Source organism: Nocardiopsis dassonvillei subsp. dassonvillei DSM 43111, from assembly GCF_000092985.1.
Classification (GTDB): domain Bacteria; phylum Actinomycetota; class Actinomycetes; order Streptosporangiales; family Streptosporangiaceae; genus Nocardiopsis; species Nocardiopsis dassonvillei.
Genome location: NC_014210.1, coordinates 2,432,603 through 2,451,439, shown reverse-complemented (window position 1 = coordinate 2,451,439; position 18,837 = coordinate 2,432,603). Strand labels below are relative to the sequence as shown.

General features: G+C 74.3%; 19 protein-coding genes. 9 read left to right on the top strand and 10 right to left on the bottom strand.

The window, feature by feature from the left end; translation table 11 throughout:
• The first annotated feature begins 311 nt into the window (after positions 1 to 311).
• Both NDAS_RS10040 and NDAS_RS10035 read left to right on the top strand, forming a co-directional pair.
• Positions 312 to 1,259, top strand: a complete 948-nt coding sequence (locus NDAS_RS10040) for an NAD-dependent epimerase/dehydratase family protein (RefSeq protein WP_013153063.1) — start codon at positions 312 to 314, stop codon at positions 1,257 to 1,259.
• 67 nt (positions 1,260 to 1,326) lie between these two features.
• Complete coding sequence (locus tag NDAS_RS10035) at positions 1,327 to 2,358, top strand: LacI family DNA-binding transcriptional regulator (protein ID WP_013153062.1); 1,032 nt, start codon at positions 1,327 to 1,329, stop codon at positions 2,356 to 2,358.
• Positions 2,359 to 2,424: 66 nt separating this feature from the next.
• Here the strand turns inward: NDAS_RS10035 and NDAS_RS10030 are convergent, their stop codons facing one another.
• Complete coding sequence (locus NDAS_RS10030) at positions 2,425 to 3,009, bottom strand: helix-turn-helix domain-containing protein (RefSeq protein ID WP_013153061.1); 585 nt, start codon at positions 3,007 to 3,009, stop codon at positions 2,425 to 2,427.
• Between the two features lie 128 nt (positions 3,010 to 3,137).
• Between NDAS_RS10030 and NDAS_RS10025 the strand changes: the two genes are divergently transcribed.
• The gene (locus tag NDAS_RS10025; protein ID WP_013153060.1) at positions 3,138 to 3,734 is read left to right on the top strand and encodes a class I SAM-dependent methyltransferase; all 597 of its coding nucleotides are present in this window, start codon (positions 3,138 to 3,140) and stop codon (positions 3,732 to 3,734) included.
• A gap of 217 nt (positions 3,735 to 3,951) precedes the next feature.
• On the opposite strand, the gene NDAS_RS10020 is transcribed toward NDAS_RS10025, so the two are convergent.
• Complete coding sequence (locus NDAS_RS10020) at positions 3,952 to 4,365, bottom strand: DUF6069 family protein (protein WP_013153059.1); 414 nt, start codon at positions 4,363 to 4,365, stop codon at positions 3,952 to 3,954.
• Positions 4,366 to 4,679: 314 nt separating this feature from the next.
• On the opposite strand from NDAS_RS10020, the gene NDAS_RS10015 reads away from it, so the two are divergent.
• Positions 4,680 to 5,864 carry a sensor histidine kinase gene (locus tag NDAS_RS10015; protein ID WP_013153058.1) on the top strand — a complete coding sequence of 395 codons (1,185 nt, stop codon included), beginning with the start codon at positions 4,680 to 4,682 and terminating at the stop codon, positions 5,862 to 5,864.
• A complete protein-coding gene (locus tag NDAS_RS10010) occupies positions 5,852 to 6,514 on the top strand; it encodes a response regulator transcription factor (RefSeq protein WP_013153057.1) in 663 nt (220 codons plus the stop codon). The genes NDAS_RS10015 and NDAS_RS10010 overlap by 13 nt, the downstream gene beginning before the upstream one ends.
• A gap of 113 nt (positions 6,515 to 6,627) precedes the next feature.
• On the opposite strand, the gene NDAS_RS10005 is transcribed toward NDAS_RS10010, so the two are convergent.
• The 7 genes from NDAS_RS10005 to NDAS_RS09975 all read right to left on the bottom strand — a co-directional run bounded on the left by NDAS_RS10005 (position 6,628) and on the right by NDAS_RS09975 (position 14,042).
• Positions 6,628 to 7,863 (bottom strand): epoxide hydrolase family protein, encoded by a 1,236-nt coding sequence (locus NDAS_RS10005; protein WP_013153056.1) that lies wholly within the window; start codon positions 7,861 to 7,863, stop codon positions 6,628 to 6,630.
• A 225-nt stretch (positions 7,864 to 8,088) separates the two neighbouring features.
• Entirely contained in the window at positions 8,089 to 8,466 is a 378-nt protein-coding gene (locus NDAS_RS10000; RefSeq protein WP_013153055.1) for a DUF2784 domain-containing protein, read from the bottom strand.
• A 258-nt stretch (positions 8,467 to 8,724) separates the two neighbouring features.
• Positions 8,725 to 9,813: a mandelate racemase/muconate lactonizing enzyme family protein gene (locus NDAS_RS09995; RefSeq protein WP_013153054.1), complete on the bottom strand. Its 1,089-nt coding sequence runs from the start codon at positions 9,811 to 9,813 to the stop codon at positions 8,725 to 8,727.
• Positions 9,814 to 9,815: 2 nt separating this feature from the next.
• Positions 9,816 to 10,721, bottom strand: coding sequence for a 5-dehydro-4-deoxyglucarate dehydratase (locus NDAS_RS09990; RefSeq protein ID WP_013153053.1), 906 nt, complete (start codon positions 10,719 to 10,721; stop codon positions 9,816 to 9,818).
• 53 nt (positions 10,722 to 10,774) lie between these two features.
• Complete coding sequence (locus tag NDAS_RS09985) at positions 10,775 to 11,734, bottom strand: sugar phosphate isomerase/epimerase family protein (protein WP_019607317.1); 960 nt, start codon at positions 11,732 to 11,734, stop codon at positions 10,775 to 10,777.
• Positions 11,731 to 12,891 (bottom strand): dihydrodipicolinate synthase family protein, encoded by a 1,161-nt coding sequence (locus NDAS_RS09980; protein ID WP_013153051.1) that lies wholly within the window; start codon positions 12,889 to 12,891, stop codon positions 11,731 to 11,733. Before NDAS_RS09980 ends, NDAS_RS09985 begins: the two co-directional genes overlap by 4 nt.
• Positions 12,888 to 14,042: a Gfo/Idh/MocA family protein gene (locus NDAS_RS09975; protein ID WP_013153050.1), complete on the bottom strand. Its 1,155-nt coding sequence runs from the start codon at positions 14,040 to 14,042 to the stop codon at positions 12,888 to 12,890. Before NDAS_RS09975 ends, NDAS_RS09980 begins: the two co-directional genes overlap by 4 nt.
• A 336-nt stretch (positions 14,043 to 14,378) precedes the next feature.
• On the opposite strand from NDAS_RS09975, the gene NDAS_RS09970 reads away from it, so the two are divergent.
• The 3 genes from NDAS_RS09970 (at position 14,379) to NDAS_RS27955 (ending at position 17,420) form a co-directional block, all read left to right on the top strand.
• Entirely contained in the window at positions 14,379 to 15,410 is a 1,032-nt protein-coding gene (locus NDAS_RS09970; RefSeq protein ID WP_013153049.1) for a pirin family protein, read from the top strand.
• Between the two features lie 352 nt (positions 15,411 to 15,762).
• Positions 15,763 to 17,307 (top strand): sodium-dependent transporter, encoded by a 1,545-nt coding sequence (locus NDAS_RS09965; RefSeq protein WP_013153048.1) that lies wholly within the window; start codon positions 15,763 to 15,765, stop codon positions 17,305 to 17,307.
• On the top strand, positions 17,307 to 17,420 hold the full coding sequence (locus NDAS_RS27955; RefSeq protein WP_013153047.1) for a methionine/alanine import family NSS transporter small subunit: 114 nt from the start codon (positions 17,307 to 17,309) through the stop codon (positions 17,418 to 17,420). Before NDAS_RS09965 ends, NDAS_RS27955 begins: the two co-directional genes overlap by 1 nt.
• Positions 17,421 to 17,503: 83 nt before the next feature.
• Here NDAS_RS27955 and NDAS_RS09960 read toward each other — a convergent pair whose 3' ends face one another.
• Positions 17,504 to 18,049: a type 1 glutamine amidotransferase domain-containing protein gene (locus tag NDAS_RS09960; protein ID WP_013153046.1), complete on the bottom strand. Its 546-nt coding sequence runs from the start codon at positions 18,047 to 18,049 to the stop codon at positions 17,504 to 17,506.
• Between the two features lie 184 nt (positions 18,050 to 18,233).
• Between NDAS_RS09960 and NDAS_RS09955 the strand changes: the two genes are divergently transcribed.
• Positions 18,234 to 18,806, top strand: coding sequence for a histidine phosphatase family protein (locus NDAS_RS09955; RefSeq protein ID WP_013153045.1), 573 nt, complete (start codon positions 18,234 to 18,236; stop codon positions 18,804 to 18,806).
• The last annotated feature ends 31 nt before the right edge of the window (positions 18,807 to 18,837 follow it).

Genomic DNA, 18,837 nt, shown 5'->3' with positions numbered 1-18,837 from the left:
CGGGCCGAGCCGGTGGGGTCCGGATCCTTGGGGCCCGGCCCACGGGATCCGGCCTGCGAGGCGCGGTTCGAGGTACGCCCCGCGGGGACGGGCTCCGCGGGGCGGGTCCGGTCGGGCCTGACCGGTTCTGACCGGAGCCCGCTCCGGAGGGGCCGAGCGGCCCGGGCACGAGGAGCGCAGCACGAAACCGGGCGGGCCCGGGGACCCCCCCGATATCAACGTTAGGCCCGCCGCGCGGGGCGGCACCAGTGCCCCGCACGACCTGTGGACAACCCCCCGAACCCGGGGGCGAGGGAAGGAAGACAACACCCATGCGCGTTCTCGTCACCGGCGGCTCCGGACGGCTCGGCCGCAGCGTCGTGGCCACCCTGGCCGCACGCGGACACCAGGTGACCTCCGTGGACACCGCCGCGGCCGACCTGCCCGAGGGAGTCGACGCGGTCACCGCCGACCTGCTGGACCCGGCCGCGCTGGAGGCGGCCTTCACCCGGGCCCGCCCCGAGGCCGTCGTCCACCTGGCCGGGATCGCCGTACCCTTCGCCCGACCCGACGTGGAGACCCTCCAGGTCAACACCGGCCTGGCCTGGGCGGTGCTCTCCGCCGCCGTCGCCCACGGCGCCCACTCGGCGGTGGCCGCCTCCAGCCCCACCGTCTACGGGTACAACACCCCCTCCTGGGCGCCCCGCTACCTGCCGCTGGACGAGGCCCACCCGGTCACGCCCTGGCACGCCTACGGGCTGAGCAAGGCGATCATCGAGGACACCGTGCGGGCCCTGGCCCGCACCTCCGCCACCTGCGTCCTGTCGTGCGTGCGCCCGGGCTACGTCGTGGCCCCCGAGGAGTGGGAGGGCGCGCCCACCCAGCTCGGGCACACCATGGCCGAGCGGCTGGCCGACCCGGCCCTGGCCGCCACCTCCCTGTTCAACTACGTCGACGCCCGCGACGCCGCCGAGCTGTTCGCGCTGGTCATCGAGAACCCGGCCAAGGTCAGCGGCGGCCAGGTGTTCAACGCCATGGCCCCCGACCCGCTGTCCGAGGTGCCCGTCGACGCCCTGCTGCCCCTGCACCACCCCGGCACCGCCCCGGTGGCCGCCGCCCTGGCCGACGGCCGCGCGGTCTTCTCCTCCCAGGCGGCCCGTACCGCGCTGGGCTGGGCCCCCTCCCGGACCTGGCGCACGCAACTGCGCTCCGGGGAGAGCCGCGCCTCCGAGGCCGGTTCCGTGGCTGACGGGGCCCGTGGGACATCAGAGCGTCCGTGAGCTGGTCGAGGGCTCCGCTAGGGTAGGAAAGAGTTTTCCCATGGGCCGAGGCAGGAGAGGGAGCGGCGTGGAGTCCGGTTACGTGACGCTGGAACAGGTCGCCGAGCACGCCGGGGTGTCCCTGGCCACGGCGTCCAGGGTGATCAACGGCAGCACACGCCAGGTCAGTCAGCGCCTGCGCGACAAGGTGACCGCCAGCGCGCGCGAACTCGGCTACCTGGCCAACGCCTCGGCCCAGACCCTGGCCCGCAACAGCAGCGCCCTGGTCGGCCTGCTCGTCCACGACATCTCCGACCCCTACTTCTCCTCGATCGCCGCCGGGGTCACCCGCCACACCGAGGAACAGGGACTGGTCCTGGTGCTGGGCACCACCAACCGCTCCGCGCAGAAGGAGGGCCGCATCCTGGCCACGCTGCGCGCGCACCGGGCCCGCGCGGTGGTGCTGGTCGGCTCGCGCTCCACCGACGAGGAGAGCAACCGGCGCCTGTCCGAGGAGATCCGCATGTTCCGCCGCCAGGGCGGGCGGGTGGCGTGCGTGTCCCAGGAGGGCCTGCCCGCGGACACGGTCACCCCCGACAACCACACCGGGGCCTCCGACCTGGCCCGCCGCCTCATCGCCCAGGGGCACCGGGAGTTCGCCATCCTGGCCGGGCCCACCGACCTCCAGACCGCCCGCGAACGCCTGGACGGGTTCCACTCCGCGCTCTCGGGCGCGGGGCTGGAACTGGCCCACCACAACGTGGTGCACGGCGCCTTCACCCGCGACGGCGGCTACGAGTCCACCCGCCGCCTGATGGCGGTGGGCACCGACGCCACGTGTCTGTTCGCCGTCAACGACGTCATGGCCACGGGGGCGATGGCCGCGCTGCGCGACCTGGGCCTGCGGGTGCCCACCGACCTGTCCGTGGCCGGGTTCGACGACATCCCCACCCTGCGCGACCTCACCCCCGCCCTGACCACGGTGCGCCTGCCGCTGGAGGAGATGGGCGAACGCGCCGCTGTGCTCGCCCTGGACGGCGATCCCAGCGACCAGCCCCGCGTGGTCACCGTGCGCGGCGAGGTCGTCGAGCGCGAGAGCACCGCGCCGCCCACCCGCTGAGTTCCGCGGGCGGCTCCCGCACGCCCCACGTGTGCGGTGCGTTTCCCCGGGCATGCCCGGCGCCCCTCATGAGGGCTGGTAACGGGCCCTGATGTGGAAACGCTCGCCCTGCGGGCCGAGGATGCTCAGGAACTCGACCGGCCGGGGCTCGGCGTTGCCGAACCAGTGCGGCAGATGGGTGTCGAACTCGGCGACCTCGCCCGCGGTGAGGACGATGTCCTGGTCTCCCAGCACCAGGCGCAGCCGTCCGCTGAGCACGTACAGCCAGTGGTAGCCCTCGTGCGAGCGGGGATCGGGTTCCAGGTCGTCGGGACCGGCCGGGAGGACCTGCTTGAACGCCTGGAGCCCGCCGGGGTTGCGGGACAGCGGGATGACGGTCATGCCGTTGCGCACGGTCGGCCGCGGGTAGACCCGTGGATCGCCGTTGGCCGGAGCCCCGACGAGTTCGTCGAGCGGCACGTTGTAGGCCTTGGCCAGGGGCAGCAGCAGTTCCAGGCCCGGTCTGCGCTGTCCCGACTCCAGCCGCGACAAGGTGCTGACCGCGATACCGGTGGTCTCGGACAGTGCGGTCAGGGTGATCCCGTGGCGGTGCCTCAGCGCGCGCAGCCGGGGGCCGACCGCGCTCAGGACCGCGTCGAACTCGTCGTCCATGGCTCGACTGTGCCCGCTTCCTTGCGGTTTCCGCAAAGAACTTTGTCATCCCTCCCCCCGGGGGAACAGTGTGGTGCCCGAGACGGCCACGGTCCGCGCACCAGGGCCCACGAGTGAGGAGAAGGACGATGGACGCACAGTTCTGGGAAGAGATGTACGGCAGCCGCGAACAGGTCTTCAGCGGCGAGCCCAACGGGGTGCTCGTCGCCGAGACCGCCGACCTGCCGCCGGGGCAGGCCCTCGACGTGGGCTGCGGCGAGGGCGCGGACGCGCTCTGGCTGGCCCGGCGGGGATGGCTGGTCACCGCCGTCGACATCTCCTGGACCGCGCTGCGCCGTGCCGCCCGCACGGGTACCGGCACCGACCGCGTGGCGTGGACGCGCGCCGACCTGACCGCCGTGCCGCCGCCCAGCGGTTCGTTCGACCTGGTGTCCGTCCACTACTTCCCCCTTCCCCGCCGAGCGGACCACGCCGCGCTGCGCGGCCTGCTGGCCGCCGTCGCCCCCGGCGGGACCCTGCTCTTCGTCAGCCACGACCTCGCCGACCTGCCGCCGCACCACGACGGCCCCGACCCGCGCGACTTCTACCAGCCCGCCGAGGTCGCCGGGCTCCTCGGTGACGGCTGGACCGTCCTGGTGGACGAGACCCGGGCGCGACCCGCCCCCGCGCCCGAGGGCACACGCCACACCCACGACACCGTCCTGCGGGCCCGCCGCGCGGGATGACGCCGCACCCCGCCCGGCGCCCCGTGCCGTTTCGGCCACGAACCCGGCCCGGGTGGTGACGCCGCGCCCCGCCCGGTGACCCGCACCGGGCGGGGGCAGGCCCGGTGCGAACTCCGCAACCCCGCCCACGGCCGTCCCGCGCCGCTGCGGTCCCGGCGGGGAGCCCGAAGCGGGCGGGGACGCTCCGCGAACGCCCCCCTGCGCGGGGGGCGCGGGCTCAGGCGCGGGCCGAGCGGCCCAGGCCCGGGATCAGCACCGCCCCGACCAGGACGTGCATCCCCTCCAGCACCAGCACGACCACCGGCGCGGCGCCGCTGGTGAGGGGTCCGGCCAGGGAGAGCGCGAGCACCACACAGGCGGTGACCGTCCACGCCCGCCGGGGCCGCCGCGCCGTGCGCTCCAGCAGCGCGAGCAGTCCCCAGGCCGCCGCGGCGCTGAGCAGACCCGCGAAGGCCACGGCCCCCGGCCCCACAGGCCGGGCCTGCCCGCCCGGGAAGGCGGTCAGGTCCACGCCCATCAGCGGCACGGCCAGGGCCCACAGGGCCAGCGGAGCGAGCACCGCGGCGGTCGCGGTGAGTAGCCGCCGGGGGACGGCTGAGGCGGTGCGGGCGGTGGTTTCTGTGGTGGCCATGGTCTTTCCCAACGTCGTCGTGTGGTGCGGCACGGTCCGGGCCTCGTCCCGGGCCGCTGGACGGAAGGTCCGTCCGCGTCCCCCCGGAGGTGAACTCCCAGCCGGTCCGGTGTCCCGGCCGCCCGGACCGCGCCGCCGGGACACCGGGACCGCACCGGTGCGGTGTCGGCCCCCGAACGTCCCACGCCCCACACTCCCCGCCCCGGCACCGCCGCCGCATCGGTCCCGGGGCGCGGACGGGGCCGACCGCGGACGAGGCCGTATCCGACTTTGGTCGGTGTCGGGGCGGGAACACCCGGAGCTACGCTGACCTGGTGCCGAGCCCGATCGACGACGAGACCCGGCCCGCGCGCCGCAGCTCGCCGCGGGCCCTGGCCGCCGTGGTCGTCCTGGTCTGCCTCCAGGTCGCGGCGGCGGTCTGGGCCCGCTGGGAGGGCCACACGCAGCCCTGGACGCGGGAGCTGGACCTGGCCGTCGGCTTCGTGGTCTGCGTGCTCTCCCCCGTCCTGCTGCGGTGGCCGGTCACCGGCGCGCTGGGCGCGGCCGTCCTGGCCGTCCTCTCCCCCGCCGCCACCCCTGCGGCGGCGCTGGGCGTGCTCCAGGTCGCCCACCGGCGCCCCCTGCCGCTGGCCCTCGCGGTCGCCGCGGCCGCGGTCGCCGCGCACGCGGTCCAGGGGCTGTTCCAGCCCAGCGCCCAGATCTCCTACGCCTGGTGGCTGGCCCTGATCACCATCGCCACCGGTGCTCTGGTGGGCTGGGGCGCCCTGGCCCGGGCCCGCCGCGCGCTGGTGATGTCGCTGCGCGAGCGCGCCCGCCGGGCCGAGGCCGAACAGGGCCGCCGGGTGGCCGAGGCGCGGATGCTGGAGCGCACCCGCATCGCCCGCGAGATGCACGACGTGCTCGCCCACCGGCTGTCCCTGCTGGCCACCTACGCCGGGGCGCTGGAGTACCGGCCCGACGCCCCGCCCGAGCAGCTCGCCCGCGCCGCCGGGGTGGTGCGCACCGGGGTCCACCAGGCCCTGGAGGAGCTGCGCGAGGTGATCGGCGTGCTGCGCGAGGAGGAACCCGAGGCGGGCGGGCGCCCACAGCCGGTCCTGTCCGACGTCCCCCGTCTGGTGGAGGAGGCGCGCGGGGCCGGGGAGCGCGTGGAGCTGCGCGACGCGGTGGCCGACCCCGACCGCCTTCCCGCCTCCACCGGCCGCACCGCCTACCGCCTGGTCCAGGAGGGCCTGACCAACGCCCGCAAGCACGCCTCCGGCCAGCCGGTGCGGGTGCGCGTGGAGGGCGCTCCCGGCGAGGGCCTGGTGATCGACCTGCGCAACCCCGTGACCGGGCCCGCCGGGGCCGCACCGGCCGGGGAGGGGTCCCCTCCGGTGCCGGGCAGCGGAACCGGGCTGGTCGGCCTGACCGAGCGGGTGCGCCTGGCCGGGGGGCGTCTGGACCACGAGCGCACACCCGAGGGCTTCCACCTGCACGCCTGGCTACCATGGCCGGCATGAACCGTGCGCCGCGTGTCCTGATCGTCGACGACGACGCCCTCGTCCGCGGCGGGCTGACCATGATGCTCGACGGGGTCCACGGCATCGCCGTGGTCGGCGAGGCCCGCGACGGGGACGAGGTGCTGGCCGCGGCCGACGCCCACCGGCCCGACGTGGTCCTGATGGACCTGCGCATGCCCCGGGTGGACGGCATCACCGCCACCCGCAGGCTGCGGGCGCGCACGCCCCCGCCCGAGGTCGTGGTGCTGACCACCTTCGACACCGACGAGAACATCCTCTACGCGCTGCGCGCCGGGGCCAGCGGCTTCCTGCTCAAGGACACCCCGCCCGCGCGGATCGTGGACGCGGTCCTGCGGGTGGCCGAGGGCGAGCCCATCCTGTCCGCGAGCGTCACCCGCCGCCTGATGGACCGCACCGCCGTCCAGGCCGGGTCCCACGAGCGGGCCCGCACGGCGCTGGCCCGGCTCAGCCCGCGTGAGCACGAGGTGGCCCTGGCCGTGGCCCGGGGCCGCACCAACGCGGAGATCGCCGCGCAGCTGTACATGAGCGTGGCCACGGTCAAGGCCCACGTCTCCAACGTCCTGGCCAAGCTCGACATGGACAACCGCACCCAGATCGCGCTGCTGGCCCACGACGCCGGACTCGCCTGACCCCGGCCGCCGCTCCGGCGGCGGGCCCCGCCGAGGACTCCGCCCCCGTGTCCGCGGTGTCCCCTGCCAGCGGCGCCGGGAGGCGCGGACGGGTCCGGCCGTGTCCGTGTCGTTCAGGGCCTGCGGCCGCGGAAGGTGCGGCGCAGGTCGTCCACCCAGGCGTCGGGGTTCTCCCAGGGGATGAAGTGGCCGCCGCGCTCGTGGGCGGTGACGTTGACGTGGTTGAACCAGGCGCCCTGTGGGCCCTCCCTGAACGCCCGGACGCGCTCGTCGGCGGTGTGGACGCCGGGCGGGTTCTCGTACGTGACCAGGGTGAGGCCGACCGGGGCCTGCACGACCGGGGTGCGGTCGTGGGCGGGGACCCAGGGGTAGCGGTTGGCGTTGGCGTAGTAGCGCATCGACGTGGCGATGGAGTTGTTCGCCCAGTAGATCGTGGCGTGGGTGAGCAGGTCGTCCTTGGTGAAGACCGACTCGACGTCGCCGCCGTTGTCGCTCCAGGACCTCCAGCGCTCCAGCAGCCAGGCGAGCAGCCCGGCGGGCGAGTCGCTCAGCCCGTGGGCCAGGGTGGCCCCGTCGAGCATGTGGACGGCCAGGTGGGAGGCCGAGCGGTGGTCCGTCTCCACGATCCGGGCGCGCACGTCGGCGGGCTGGTCGTCGGTGAGGGGCTGGTTCCGGGCGAAGTCCCAGGCCCGGGGGCCGTTGAAGAAGTCGAGCGGCAGCCCGGAGCCGATGTGGACGCCGTACAGCTGGTCGGCGTACTTGTGGCCGAGCTGGCTGGAGACGATCCCGCCGATGTCGCAGCCCCCGGCGGCGTACTTCTCGTATCCCAGGGTCCGGGTCATCAGGGTGTGCCAGAGGTCGGAGACCTTCCAGAAGTTGACGTCGGGAAAGCCGGTGAGCGGGCCGGGGAAACCGAAGCCCGGCAGGGACGGCACGATGACGTCGAAGGCGTCGGCGGGGTCGCCGCCGAACGCGGCCGGGTCGGCGAGCGGGCCGATCACCTTCGACCAGTGCCAGAACGTCCACGGCCAGCCGTGGGTGAGGATCAGCGGGATCGGCCGGGGTCCGCGGCCGGGCTCGCGCATGAAGTGCACCGGGACACCGGCGACGCTCACCCGGTAGTGCTCGTGGGCGTTGATGGCGGCCTCGGCCCGGCGCCAGTCGTAGCCGTCCCGCCAGTGGGCGACCAGCTCACGCAGGTAGCTGTCGGGGACGCCGTAGGACCAGTCCTCGTTTCCCTCGTCCAGCGGCGCACGGGTCGACGCGAGGCGGGCGCGCAGGTCGTCCAGGACCCCGTCGGGCACGTGGATCGGAGCGGGCTCCAGGGGGAAGGCGTGCGGGGTGCTCAACGCGTGGCTCCTTGCTGGGTGTGCCGTCGGACCGTGAACCGTGGCGGCCTTCCGAGGGGGTTCTTCCGATCGCCCGGCCCGTCCGCGAACGATCGGGGGCGACGGGCCCGGCGAGCGCCCGACGCACCAGAACCTACCGCGGGGGCCGCGGGCGAGCCGACCGGGCCCGCCCCGGGCCGTCCGGGCCGCCGCCGCACGTCCGGTGCCGAGGCGGGCGCCGACCGCTCACACCCCGGCCCTTAGCGCCGCACGGCGGCGCAGGACCAGCCACCCCGCGACCGCCCAGGTGAGCGCCACGATTCCCGCCATGACCAGGCGCGAGGTGAGCAGGTGCTCGGGCGGATAGAGGTTCCCGGTCAGGTAGAAGTCGATGAAGCCGTCCTCCATCACCGCCCTTCCGGTGCGCGCCCGCGACCAGTTCTCGATCTCGGTCAGGAAGCACGGCCAGTCGACGATGACGATGCCCAGGGCGTAGGCCGCCACCGCCAGGTGCACCCAGAACATCCGGGGCCAGCGCCAGGCCAGCGCGCCGCCGAACACGACGAAGGCGAGGAAACCGAAGTGCAGGGCCGCCGCGGCGTGGCCCACCAGGAGGGAGGTCATGCCCCGAATCTAGGACCGGGCCGCCCCGCCTACATCGGTACGCGCACCCGGCCCCCCTGAGTACCCCTACTCTGGTGCCTCCCCTGCCGCCCGACAGCGGGAGGGCGCGCAACCGCCCACCGGTGGCCGCGAGGCCGGAGCCCCGTCACGGGTCGCCCCGCGGCCCTCCCGTCGCCCGCCCGGCACCGGGAGGGCGCGAAAGGGCCGGGACGCCACCGCCACGGGGCGTCCCGGCCCCCTTCCGGTCGCGACCCGGTGCTAGGGGGAAGCGTCCGCGACCGGTGTGAGCGTGTCGGCGAACACCAGGCCGTGGCCGTGGCCGGTGTCGGCGCGCACCCGGCCCCGGTCGAACTCCACCCCGCTGGGGCGGGCCAACGCTCCCAGCGCGGCGAAGGAGGCCCGGTCGATGTCCTCGACCATGGCCACCCGGGGCAGGCACAGCGCCAGCTGCCCCGACAGCTCGGGCAACAGGTGCGGAGCCACCGGCACGCCGCGGCGCGCCATCGACTCCGCGATCCGCAGGAACGGGGTGATGCCGCCCACCCGCACCACGTTGGGCTGGGCGACGTCGCACACCCCCAGCTCCACGGCCCGCTCGAACTCGGCGGCCGTGCGCAGGTTCTCACCCACGGCGAAGGGCACCCGCGTGCGCTCGCGCAGACGGGCGTGCGCCTCCAGGTCCTCGGCCGGGAGGGGCTCCTCCACGAAGTGCGGGCCGAACTCCTCCAGCGCGTCCAGCGCCCGGACCGCCCCGGGCACGTCCCAGCGCTGGTTGGCGTCCACCATCAGCAGCCGGTCCGGGCCCAGTACCTCGCGCACCGCGCCCACCCGCTCGGCGTCCCGGGCCGGATCGGGCGAGCCGACCTTGACCTTGGCGGCGACGTGCCCGGCCTCCACCCAGCCGCGCACCTGTTCCACCAGGTCGGGCAGGGAGTAGTCCAGGTTGACCCCGCTGCCGTAGGCCGGCGCCGACTCGCGGCGCCGACCCACCAGATCCACCAGGCTCGACTCCGCCGCGCGGGCGCGCAGGTCCCACAGGGCGATGTCCACCCCCGCCAGCGCCATCAGGGTGAGCCCGCTGGTGCCCGCCTCGCGCAGGTGCCAGCGCAGCTCGTCCCACCGGGCCGGATGGGCCTCGGCGCCCACCAGCGCGGGCCGCAGGTCGTCGTTGACCAGCGCGGCCACCGCCCGGGCCCCGATCAGCGGGGTCCACGCGAAACCCGTGCCGACCAGCCCGGAGTCGGTGGCCACCCGCACCACCACGACGTCGTTGCGGTCCACGCCCCCGTCCCAGGAGCGGTGCAGCGGCAGCCGGAAGGCCCGGGCGCCGACCTCGGTGACGCGCACGTTCAGCCCTCCTTGACCAGGGACAGGCCGGTCTCGATCAGCTCGGCCAGCGCGGACTCCTCCTCGGCGGTGGGGTCGCGGAACGGCGCGCGCACCCCGCCCATGTCCACCCCGCGCAGCCGCGCGCCCGCCTTGACCAGCGACACCGCGTACCCCGGAGTCCGGTCGCGCAGCCGCACCAGCGGCTCGAAGAACTCGCGCATCAGGGTGTCGGCCAGCGCGTCGCCGGAGTGGAAGGCGCGGTAGAAGGCGTCGGCCACCTCGGGCACGAACGCGAACGCCGCCGAGGAGTACAGCGGCACGCCCACCGACCGGTAGGCCGCCACGGTCAGCTCCGCCGTGGGCAGGCCGTTGAAGAAGGTGAACTCCTCGCCGCGCAGGTCGCGCACCGCCATCACGATCTGGTGCATCCGGCCCAGGTCGCCCACCCCGTCCTTGATCCCCACCACCTGCGGGATCGCGGCCAGCTCCGCCGCGCTCTGGGGGGTGAACACCATCGACCCGCGCTGGTAGACCACGACCGGGATGTCGGAGGCCGCGACCACGGTGCGCACGTAGTCCACCAGCCCCGACTGCGGCGCGCCCACCAGGTAGGGCGGCAGCAGCAGGATCGCGTCCGCGCCCAGTTCGCGGGCCGCGCGGGCCTGCTCGATGGCGGTGCCCACGCTGCCGCCCGCACCGGCCACCACCGGCACGCGGCCCGCGGTGACCTCCACCGACCGCCGCACCACCGCGGCGTGCTCGGCGGCCGACAGGGCGTGCACCTCACCGGTGCCGCAGGCCGCGAACACCCCGCCCGCGCCGTGCTCCACGCCCGAGGCGACGTGCTCGGCCAGCACGTCCTCGTTCACTTCGCCTTCGGAGTCGAAGGGGGTCAGGGGGAAGAAGAGGATTCCGTCGAAGTTCATGCTTGCTCCTTGAGCTCGGGGGGACCGGGGGCGCGCGTGCGCCCCCGGGGGCCTCACAGGACGTGCTGGACGTGGCGTCGGGCCAGGGTGGCGATGACGTCGTCGCCGTCGGCCGACCAGATCCGCTCGTTGAAGATCTCCACCTCGATGTCGCCGTCGTAACCGGCCGCGTCCACCGCGCGGCGCAGGGCGCGCACGTCGGCGTGGCCGTCGCCGACCATGCCGCGCCCCAGCAGGGCGTCGGCGGGGATGGGCAGCTCCCAGTCGCAGGCCTGGAAGGAGGCGATGCGCCCGCCCGCCCCGGCGCGGGCGATCTGCTCCCACACCTGGGGGTCCCACCACACGTGGTAGGCGTCCACCACCACGCCGACGGCGGCCGCGTCGAAGCGTTCGGCCAGGTCCAGGGCCTGGCCCAGTGTGGAGAGCACGGCGCGGTCGGCGCAGAACATCGGGTGCAGGGGCTCCAGCGCGAGCTGTACCCCCCGCTCCAGGGCGTAGGGCGCCAGCTCGGCGATGCCGTCCGCCACCCGTTCGCGGATGCCGACCAGGTCGCGCTCGCCGTCGGGCATACCGCCCACGACCATGACCAGGCAGGGCGCGCCGAGTTCGGCGGCCTCGTCGACGGCGCGCCGGTTGTCCTCCAGCGCCGCGGCCCGGTCCGGGCCGGTGAGGAAGCCGCCTCGGCAGTGCGAGGACACGCGCAGCCCGGCCCGGCGCAGCAGGGCGGCGGCCTTGGCCAGGCCCATCTCGGCGACCGGCTCGCGCCAGGTCCCGATGGCGGGCAGTCCGGCGCGCAGGCAGCCGTCCACGGCCTGGGTCAGGTTCCAGTACTTGACGGTGGCCTGGTTGAGCGAGAGCCGTGCCAGGCGCGGGTCGCCCGGTTCGGGGGTGGGCACCGCGGCGGGCTGCCCGGAGGGCACGTCCACCGCGCCGGGTACGACCGCCGCGACGGTGGCCGCGGGCGCGGCCGTCGGCGTGGGGGGCGCCGCGGCGCCCTCGGGGATGGTGCTCACTGGTCCACTCCTGACACCTGGAGGAGCGCCCGCATGCGTGCCGCGGCCAGGTCGGGGTCGGTCAGGGCCCCGGCGGCGTCGGCCAGGCGCACCGCCTGGGCCAGGTGGGGCAGGTCGCGGGCGCTGTGCAGCCCGCCCACCATGTGGAAGCCCTTCTGGTGGCCGTTGAGCCAGGCCAGGAAGGCCACGCCGGTCTTGTAGTAGAAGGTGGGCTCGGTGAACAGGTGCCGGGCCAGCGGGACCGTGGGGTCCATCAGGGCCCGGTACCGGGCGGTGTCGCCCTCGTCCAGGGCGGCCAGCGCGCGGGCGGCGGCCGGGGCGATGGCGGCGAAGACGCCCAGCAGGGCGTCGGAGTGGCCCTGCTCGTCGCCCAGGACGAGGTCGGGGTAGTTGAAGTCGTCGCCGGTGTACAGGCGCACGCCCTCGGGCAGCAGCCGCCGCAGCCGCACCTCCAGCGAGGCGTCGAGCAGGGAGACCTTGATGCCGTCCACCTTCGCCGCGTGCTCGGCGATCAGGGCCGCCACCGGCTCGATCGCCTCGGCCGGGTCGGCGAAGCCCCAGTACCCGGCCAGGGCCGGGTCGAAGGCGGTGCCCAGCCAGTGCAGGATGACGGGCTGGTCGGCCCGGCCCAGCAGGTCGGCGTAGACCTTGGCGTAGTCGTCGGGGCCCGAGGCGACCGCGGCCAGGGCGCGCGAGGCCATGAGGATGGGGGTGGCTCCGGCGCCCTGGACGACGTCGAGCTGCTCACCGTACGCGGTGATAACGCTTTCCAGATCGGCCTGCGAAAGGTCGAGCTGGTCGGTGCCCACCCCGCAGGCCAGGGCGGCGCCGCGCGAGGCGGCCTCCGCACCCGACCTGCGGATCAGCTCGGCGGTGGCCGCCCAGTCCAGGCCCATGCCGCGCTGGGCGGTGTCCATGGCGTCGGCCACGCCCAGGCCCTGGTCCCACAGGTGGTGGCGGAAGGCCAGGGTGGCCTCCCAGTCCAGGCGGGCCGGGGCGCCGGGGGCGTTGGCCGCCAGGGGGTCGGCGACCACGTGGGCCGCCGCGTAGGCCGTACGCGAGCGGGCGGGGGGAAGCGGGGAGGCGTCGACGGGGGTGCCGCTCAGGGTGTAGGGGGCGGCGGTGCCGTCGGCGGCGGGTAGCAGGAGTGTGCTCATGCGAGGGTGACCTCGTCCAGTTCGATCGTGCGGCCGGTGCGCGCCGACTGGAGTCCGGCCTCGGCCATCTGGAGGCCGCGCGCGCCCGAGAGCAGGTCGTGCGGGAAGGGGGTGTCCAGGACCACGTGGCGCAGGAAGTCCTCCCACTGGGCGCGGAACCCGTTGGGGAACTCGGTGTTGTCGGGCACCGGCTCCCACTGCTCCCGGTAGCGCCCCAGGTCCTCCAGGTCGGGGTTCCAGACCGCCTTGGGCGTGGCCGAGCGGTGCTGGGCGCGGCAGGAGCGCAGTCCCGCCACGGCGCTGCCGTGGGTGCCGTCGACCTGGAACTCCACGAGTTCGTCGCGGGCCACGCGCACGTTCCAGGAGGAGTTGATCTGGGCGATGACGCCGCCGTCCAGCTCGAAGATGCCGTAGGCGGAATCGTCGGCCGTGGCCTCGTAGGGCCGTCCCTCCTCGTCCCAGCGGCGCGGGATGTGGGTGGCCACCTTGGCGGTGACCGCGCGCACCGGGCCGAACAGGTGCTCCAGGATGTAGTGCCAGTGCGGGAACATGTCCAGCACCATGCCGCCGCCCTCCTCGGCGCGGTAGTTCCAGCTGGGGCGCTGGGCGGGCTGCCAGTCGCCCTCGAAGACCCAGTAGCCGAACTCGCCGCGCACCGACAGGATCCGGCCGAAGAAGCCGCTCTCGACCAGCCTGCGCAGTTTGAGCAGGCCGGGCAGGAAGAGCTTGTCCTGGACCACGCCGTTGCGCACGCCCGCGTCGCGGGCCAGTTTGGCCAGCTCCAGGGCGGCGCTGAGCGTGCTGGCGGTGGGCTTCTCGACGTAGACGTGCTTGCCCGCGGCGATGGCCGCGCGCACGGCGGCCTCGCGGGCGTGTGTGATCTGCGAGTCGAAGTAGACCGTGATGTCGTCGTCGGAGAGCACACCGTCCAGGTCGGTGGACCAGCGCTCGATTCCGTGGCGTTCGGCGATCTCGCGCAGCTTGTGCTCGGAGCGTCCGACCAGGACGGGCTCGGGAATGATCCGGGAGCCGTCGGGCAGGCGTACGCCGCCCGCCTCCCGGATGGCCAGGACAGACCGGGTCAGGTGCTGCCTGTACCCCATGCGTCCGGTGACGCCGTTCATGGCGACACCCAGCACGTGATCACCCATGGGTTGTTACCACCTTTCCGTATGAAAGCGCTTTCCAGCCTACGGCAAAAACACCCCCGCGCACCAGAGGGGCCCCGGACCTGCCACGACGCGAAGCGCTTCGACACCGGCCCCCGCGAGGCGGACCGTGGGCCCCGGGACCCACGTCGGCGACACCCGCCATCCCTTCGGCAGCGGCACCGGCGCGGTCCGCCCCGGCGGGGGCGCGCCCGCCCCTTCCGCAGGGGGCCTGCCCGCCCCGCCGAACACGCCCACCCGCGACGGTGACGCGAAACGCCCCCGGGCGCGTTCCCCGACAGGTGCCGGACCGGAGCCGCCTCGACTACCTTCGGCAGGGTGAGCAATCTGGACACCCATCCCGCCGAAGAGCGCGTCTGCGGCGGAGAGGTCGACCCCGCCGACACCGCCGCCTCCGGCGACACCGAACTCCTCGAACCGCGCGAGGTCCCGCTCGGCGGCCCGCGCGCCATGCTGGTCCGCCGCGCCCTGCCCGGGAAGAACCGCCGCATGGTCGGCGCGTGGTGCTTCGCCGACGTCTACGGACCCACCGGCGTCGCCGACGGCCCCGGCATGCAGGTGCCGCCGCACCCCCACATCGGCCTGCAGACCGTGAGCTGGCTGGTCCGGGGGTCGGTCCACCACATGGACGGACTGGGCTCGGACCAGCTGGTCCGCCCCGGCCAACTCAACCTCATGACCGCCGGACACGGCATCGCCCACTCCGAGCGCTCCCCCGCCGACGCCCCGCCGCTGCTGCACGGCGCCCAGCTGTGGATCGCCCTGCCCGAGGACGACCGCGAGGGACCGGCCCGCTTCGAACACCACGCCGACCTGCCCGCCTTCGACCTGCCCGGCACGGACGCGCCGGGGGCCAGGGTCACGGTGATCGCCGGAGAGGTGGACGGCCGCCGCTCCCCCGCCCGCGTGCACACCCCGCTCATGGGAGCCGAGGTCGTGCTGGAACCCGGGGCCCGGGTGCGCCTGCCCCTGGACGCGTCCTTCGAACACGGCGTCCTGCCCCTGGACTCGCCCGTGCGGGTCCTGGGCCACACCGTCGAGGCCGGTGCGCTGCTCTACGCGGGCGAGGGGCGCACGGAGGTGGAACTGCGGGCCGAGGAGACCGCGCACGTGCTGGTGATCGGCGGCGAGCCCTTCACCGAGGACCTGGTCATGTGGTGGAACTTCGTCGGCCGCGACCACGACGAGATCGTGCGGGCCCGCCGCGCCTGGGAGGACGACCGGGAGGACGCCGACGACGCGGGCGGGCGGCGCTTCGCCGCGGTCGCGACCGACGACGGAGCACCCCTCCCGGCTCCGGAGCTGCCCAACGCGCGCCTGCGCGCGCGCCCGCGCCACCGCGGCGCGTAGAACCCCGGGACGGTCGGCCGGGGCCCGCCGGGGCGGCGCGTCCGCGTGCCACGACCCGCGAGCCCCGGCCGCGCCTTCGCGGCCCCGGGCCTGCACCCGCCGGAAACCGGTCGGCCCCCGTCACGGGTGCCCCGCCCGGCAGTCGCCGCCACGCGCGCGGGCAAGGTCGGCTGAAGGTTTCCGGTAAGCGCCCCTTGTCGTTTCTGTCCATCGTGCGAGTCTGGACAGAAGGAAACGAAAGGAGCGTCGTGAGGCGACACCCTGGCCAGGCTCCCCGCCCCACAATGCTGACCAGGCCAACTCCTGCTACCGTGCGGATCGCGAACTACGGGATGATTTAGGAGACCTGAACATGGTCCAACAGACTCGCGAGCAGTGGGGATCGCGCGCGGGCTTCCTGATGGCGGCGATCGGTTCCGCCATCGGTCTGGGCAACATCTGGCGATTCCCCTACATCGCCTACGAGAACGGCGGCGGCGCCTTCATGCTGCCCTACCTCATCGCCCTGCTCACCGCCGGTATCCCGCTGCTGATCCTGGAGTACAGCATCGGGCACCGCTACCGCTCCTCCGCGCCGCTGTCCTACCGGCGCATCACCCGGCCCGCCGAGGCCATCGGCTGGTGGCAGGTGGCCATCTGCTTCGTCATCGCGGTCTACTACGCCGTGATCGTGGCCTGGGCCGCCCGGTTCGCGTGGTTCTCCATCGGGCAGCAGTGGGGCGACGACCCCAACGCCTTCTTCTTCGAGGACTTCCTCCAGATGAGCGAGGGGCCCGGCATGGTCTCGGGCTACGTCGCGGGTGTGGCCTGGCCACTCGTGGGCGTGTGGGCCGTGGTCCTGCTCATCCTGGCGCTGGGCGTGCGCAACGGCATCGAGAAGGCCAACAAGGTCTTCATCCCGCTGCTGGTGGTGCTGTTCCTGGTCCTGGTCGTGCAGGCCCTCACCCTGGACGGGGCCGCGACCGGTCTGAACGCCCTGTTCACGCCCGACTGGGGCGCGATGCTCGACGGCAGCGTCTGGATCGCCGCCTACGGGCAGATCTTCTTCTCCCTGTCCGTGGGCTTCGCCATCATGGTCACCTACGCCTCCTACCTGCGCCGCAGGGCCGACCTGACCGGCTCGGCGATGGTGGCGGGCTTCGCCAACAGCTCCTTCGAGCTGCTCGCGGGCATCGGCGTGTTCGCCGCCCTGGGCTTCATGGCCACCGCCGCGGGCACCGGGGTCGAGGACGTCGCCGCCAACGGCATCGGACTGGCCTTCGTCGCCTTCCCGCAGATCATCTCGACCCTGCCCATCGGCGGCGCGCTGTTCGGGGTGCTCTTCTTCGGCTCCCTGGTGATCGCGGGCCTGACCTCGCTGATCAGCATCGTCCAGGTGATCATCTCCGCGGTGCAGGACCGCACCGGCCTGGGCCGCGTCCAGACCGTGCTGCTGGTGGGCGGCGCCACCGCGCTGGCCTCGATCCTGCTCTTCCCCACGCCCGAGGGGCTGCACTTCCTGGACGTGTTCGACCACTTCATCAACCAGTACGGCATCGCACTGGCCGGACTCGTCATGATCGTGGTCTTCGGCTGGATCGCGCGCAGGCTGCCGATGTTCCAGGAGCACACCAACGCGATCTCCTCCATCCGGCTCGGCCTGTGGTGGAAGGTCGTCCTGGGCGTGGTCACCCCGATCCTGCTCGGCTTCATGATGTGGGACAGCCTGCGCACGGAGCTGACCGAGAACTACGCGGGCTACTCGACCGGGTTCCTGCTGGCCGCCGGATGGGGCCTGGCCATCGGGGCGATCGTCTTCGGGATCGTCGTCTCGCTCTTCCCCTGGAAGCGCGCCGACGCCCTGGCCCGCCAGGACGCCGACACCGAGGACGCCGTGACCAAGGAAGGGGACCGCTGATGACCACCAGCGCGATCGTCATGATGGTCGTTGCCATGATCCTGCTGTGGGGCGGGCTCATCGCGGCCATCGTCCACCTGCGCCGCCACCCCGAGAAGCCCGAAGAGGGGTAACCGCGCCCGAACGCGACGGGGCGGTGGGCGCCGGTCGGGCGCCCACCGCCCCGTCGTCGTTTTCCCGCCTTCGCGGGAGCCGCCTACTTCGCGGCGAACTCGCGGACGATGCGCTCGCAGAAGGCGGGCAGGTCGTCGGGGTTGCGGCTGGTGGTGATCCCCTGGTCGGTGACCACCTCCTCCTCCACCACGGTCCCGCCCGCGTTGCGGATGTCGGTGCGCAGGCTGGGGTAGGAGGTCACCGTGCGCCCCCGCACCACGTCGGCCTCCACCAGGATCCACGGCCCGTGGCAGATGGCGGCCACGGGCTTGCCCGCGGCCACGAAGTCGCGCACGAACCCCACCGCGTTCTCGTCCGAGCGCAGGTTGTCCGGGTTGACGGTCCCGCCGGGGACCACCAGGGCGTCGTAGTCGTCCACCCCCACCTCGGACACCACGCGGTCCACGTCGAAGGTGTCCGCCGGTTCGATGTCGCCGTTCATCGCCTGGATCCGCCCGGACTTGAGCGAGACCAGGTCGATGGTGGCGCCCTCCTCGCTCAGCGCCTTGCGCGGTGTGACGAGTTCGACCTGCTCGACCCCGTCCGCGGCCAGAATCGCGACCCGACGGCCGTTGAGCGTGTCGGCCATGGCTGCCCCCTCAGCTGGACTCTTCCGGCACCCTGCGTGCCGCGTTGGCGCCCCTACCCGCGCAGGCCGTCCTCTCACACGCCCCGCCGGGGAGGCGCACGCCACGTTCGGGGGCTCGACCGCGCGAACCGGACCCGTCCGCGCGGAGTCGAACCGGCGAAGCCCCCCACAGGAGGAGACCACCGTGCCCGCGACCCGCCACCTCTACCTGGCCCGGCACGCCGAGGCCGAACACGAGAACGGCTCGCTGACCGGGAAGGGCCGCCACCAGGCCGTCGCACTCGGCCGACGCCTGCGCCGCGCCGGGGTGGACAGGCTCCACCACGGGCCCCTCGCCCGCACCGCCCAGACCGCGCGACTGGTCGCCAGGGAGTTGGGCGCCACTCCCGTGCGGGCACCCGAGGCGGGTGACTACGCTCCCCACCTGCCCCTGCGCGCGGAACTGCCGCAGGAGCACGCCGACGGCGTGCTCGACTTCGTCGCCTCCCTGCCCGAGCACGAGCGCCTACCCGGACCCGCGCTGGCCCACCGCGCGCTGGAGCGCTTCACCGGCCCGGTCGAGGGGGAGCACGAACGGCACGAAGCGGTCATCACCCACTCCTACCTGGTCGGATGGCTGGTGTGTGTCGCACTCGTTGCTCCCGCCTGGCGCTGGACGACCCTGGCCCCGGCCAACGCCGCGCTGACCGTGCTGCGCTACCCCCCGGGCCGCCCGGCATCGGTGCTGGCCTTCAACGACACCGCGCACCTGGGATGAGATCCGCGTCCTGGGCGGTCCCTGACCCGCC

Excerpts from the sequence above, each read along its gene's own strand:
- NDAS_RS10020 (WP_013153059.1), bottom strand. The coding sequence starts at position 4,365 with ATGGCCACCACAGAAACCACCGCCCGCACCGCCTCAGCCGTCCCCCGG.
- NDAS_RS27955 (WP_013153047.1), top strand. The coding sequence starts at position 17,307 with ATGACCACCAGCGCGATCGTCATGATGGTCGTTGCCATGATCCTGCTG.
- NDAS_RS09990 (WP_013153053.1), bottom strand. The coding sequence starts at position 10,721 with ATGAACTTCGACGGAATCCTCTTCTTCCCCCTGACCCCCTTCGACTCC.
- NDAS_RS09960 (WP_013153046.1), bottom strand. The coding sequence starts at position 18,049 with ATGGCCGACACGCTCAACGGCCGTCGGGTCGCGATTCTGGCCGCGGAC.
- NDAS_RS10010 (WP_013153057.1), top strand. The coding sequence starts at position 5,852 with ATGGCCGGCATGAACCGTGCGCCGCGTGTCCTGATCGTCGACGACGAC.
- NDAS_RS10030 (WP_013153061.1), bottom strand. The coding sequence starts at position 3,009 with ATGGACGACGAGTTCGACGCGGTCCTGAGCGCGGTCGGCCCCCGGCTG.
- NDAS_RS10040 (WP_013153063.1), top strand. The coding sequence starts at position 312 with ATGCGCGTTCTCGTCACCGGCGGCTCCGGACGGCTCGGCCGCAGCGTC.
- NDAS_RS09975 (WP_013153050.1), bottom strand. The coding sequence starts at position 14,042 with ATGGGTGATCACGTGCTGGGTGTCGCCATGAACGGCGTCACCGGACGC.
- NDAS_RS09980 (WP_013153051.1), bottom strand. The coding sequence starts at position 12,891 with ATGAGCACACTCCTGCTACCCGCCGCCGACGGCACCGCCGCCCCCTAC.
- NDAS_RS09965 (WP_013153048.1), top strand. The coding sequence starts at position 15,763 with ATGGTCCAACAGACTCGCGAGCAGTGGGGATCGCGCGCGGGCTTCCTG.
- NDAS_RS10000 (WP_013153055.1), bottom strand. The coding sequence starts at position 8,466 with ATGACCTCCCTCCTGGTGGGCCACGCCGCGGCGGCCCTGCACTTCGGT.
- NDAS_RS10025 (WP_013153060.1), top strand. The coding sequence starts at position 3,138 with ATGGACGCACAGTTCTGGGAAGAGATGTACGGCAGCCGCGAACAGGTC.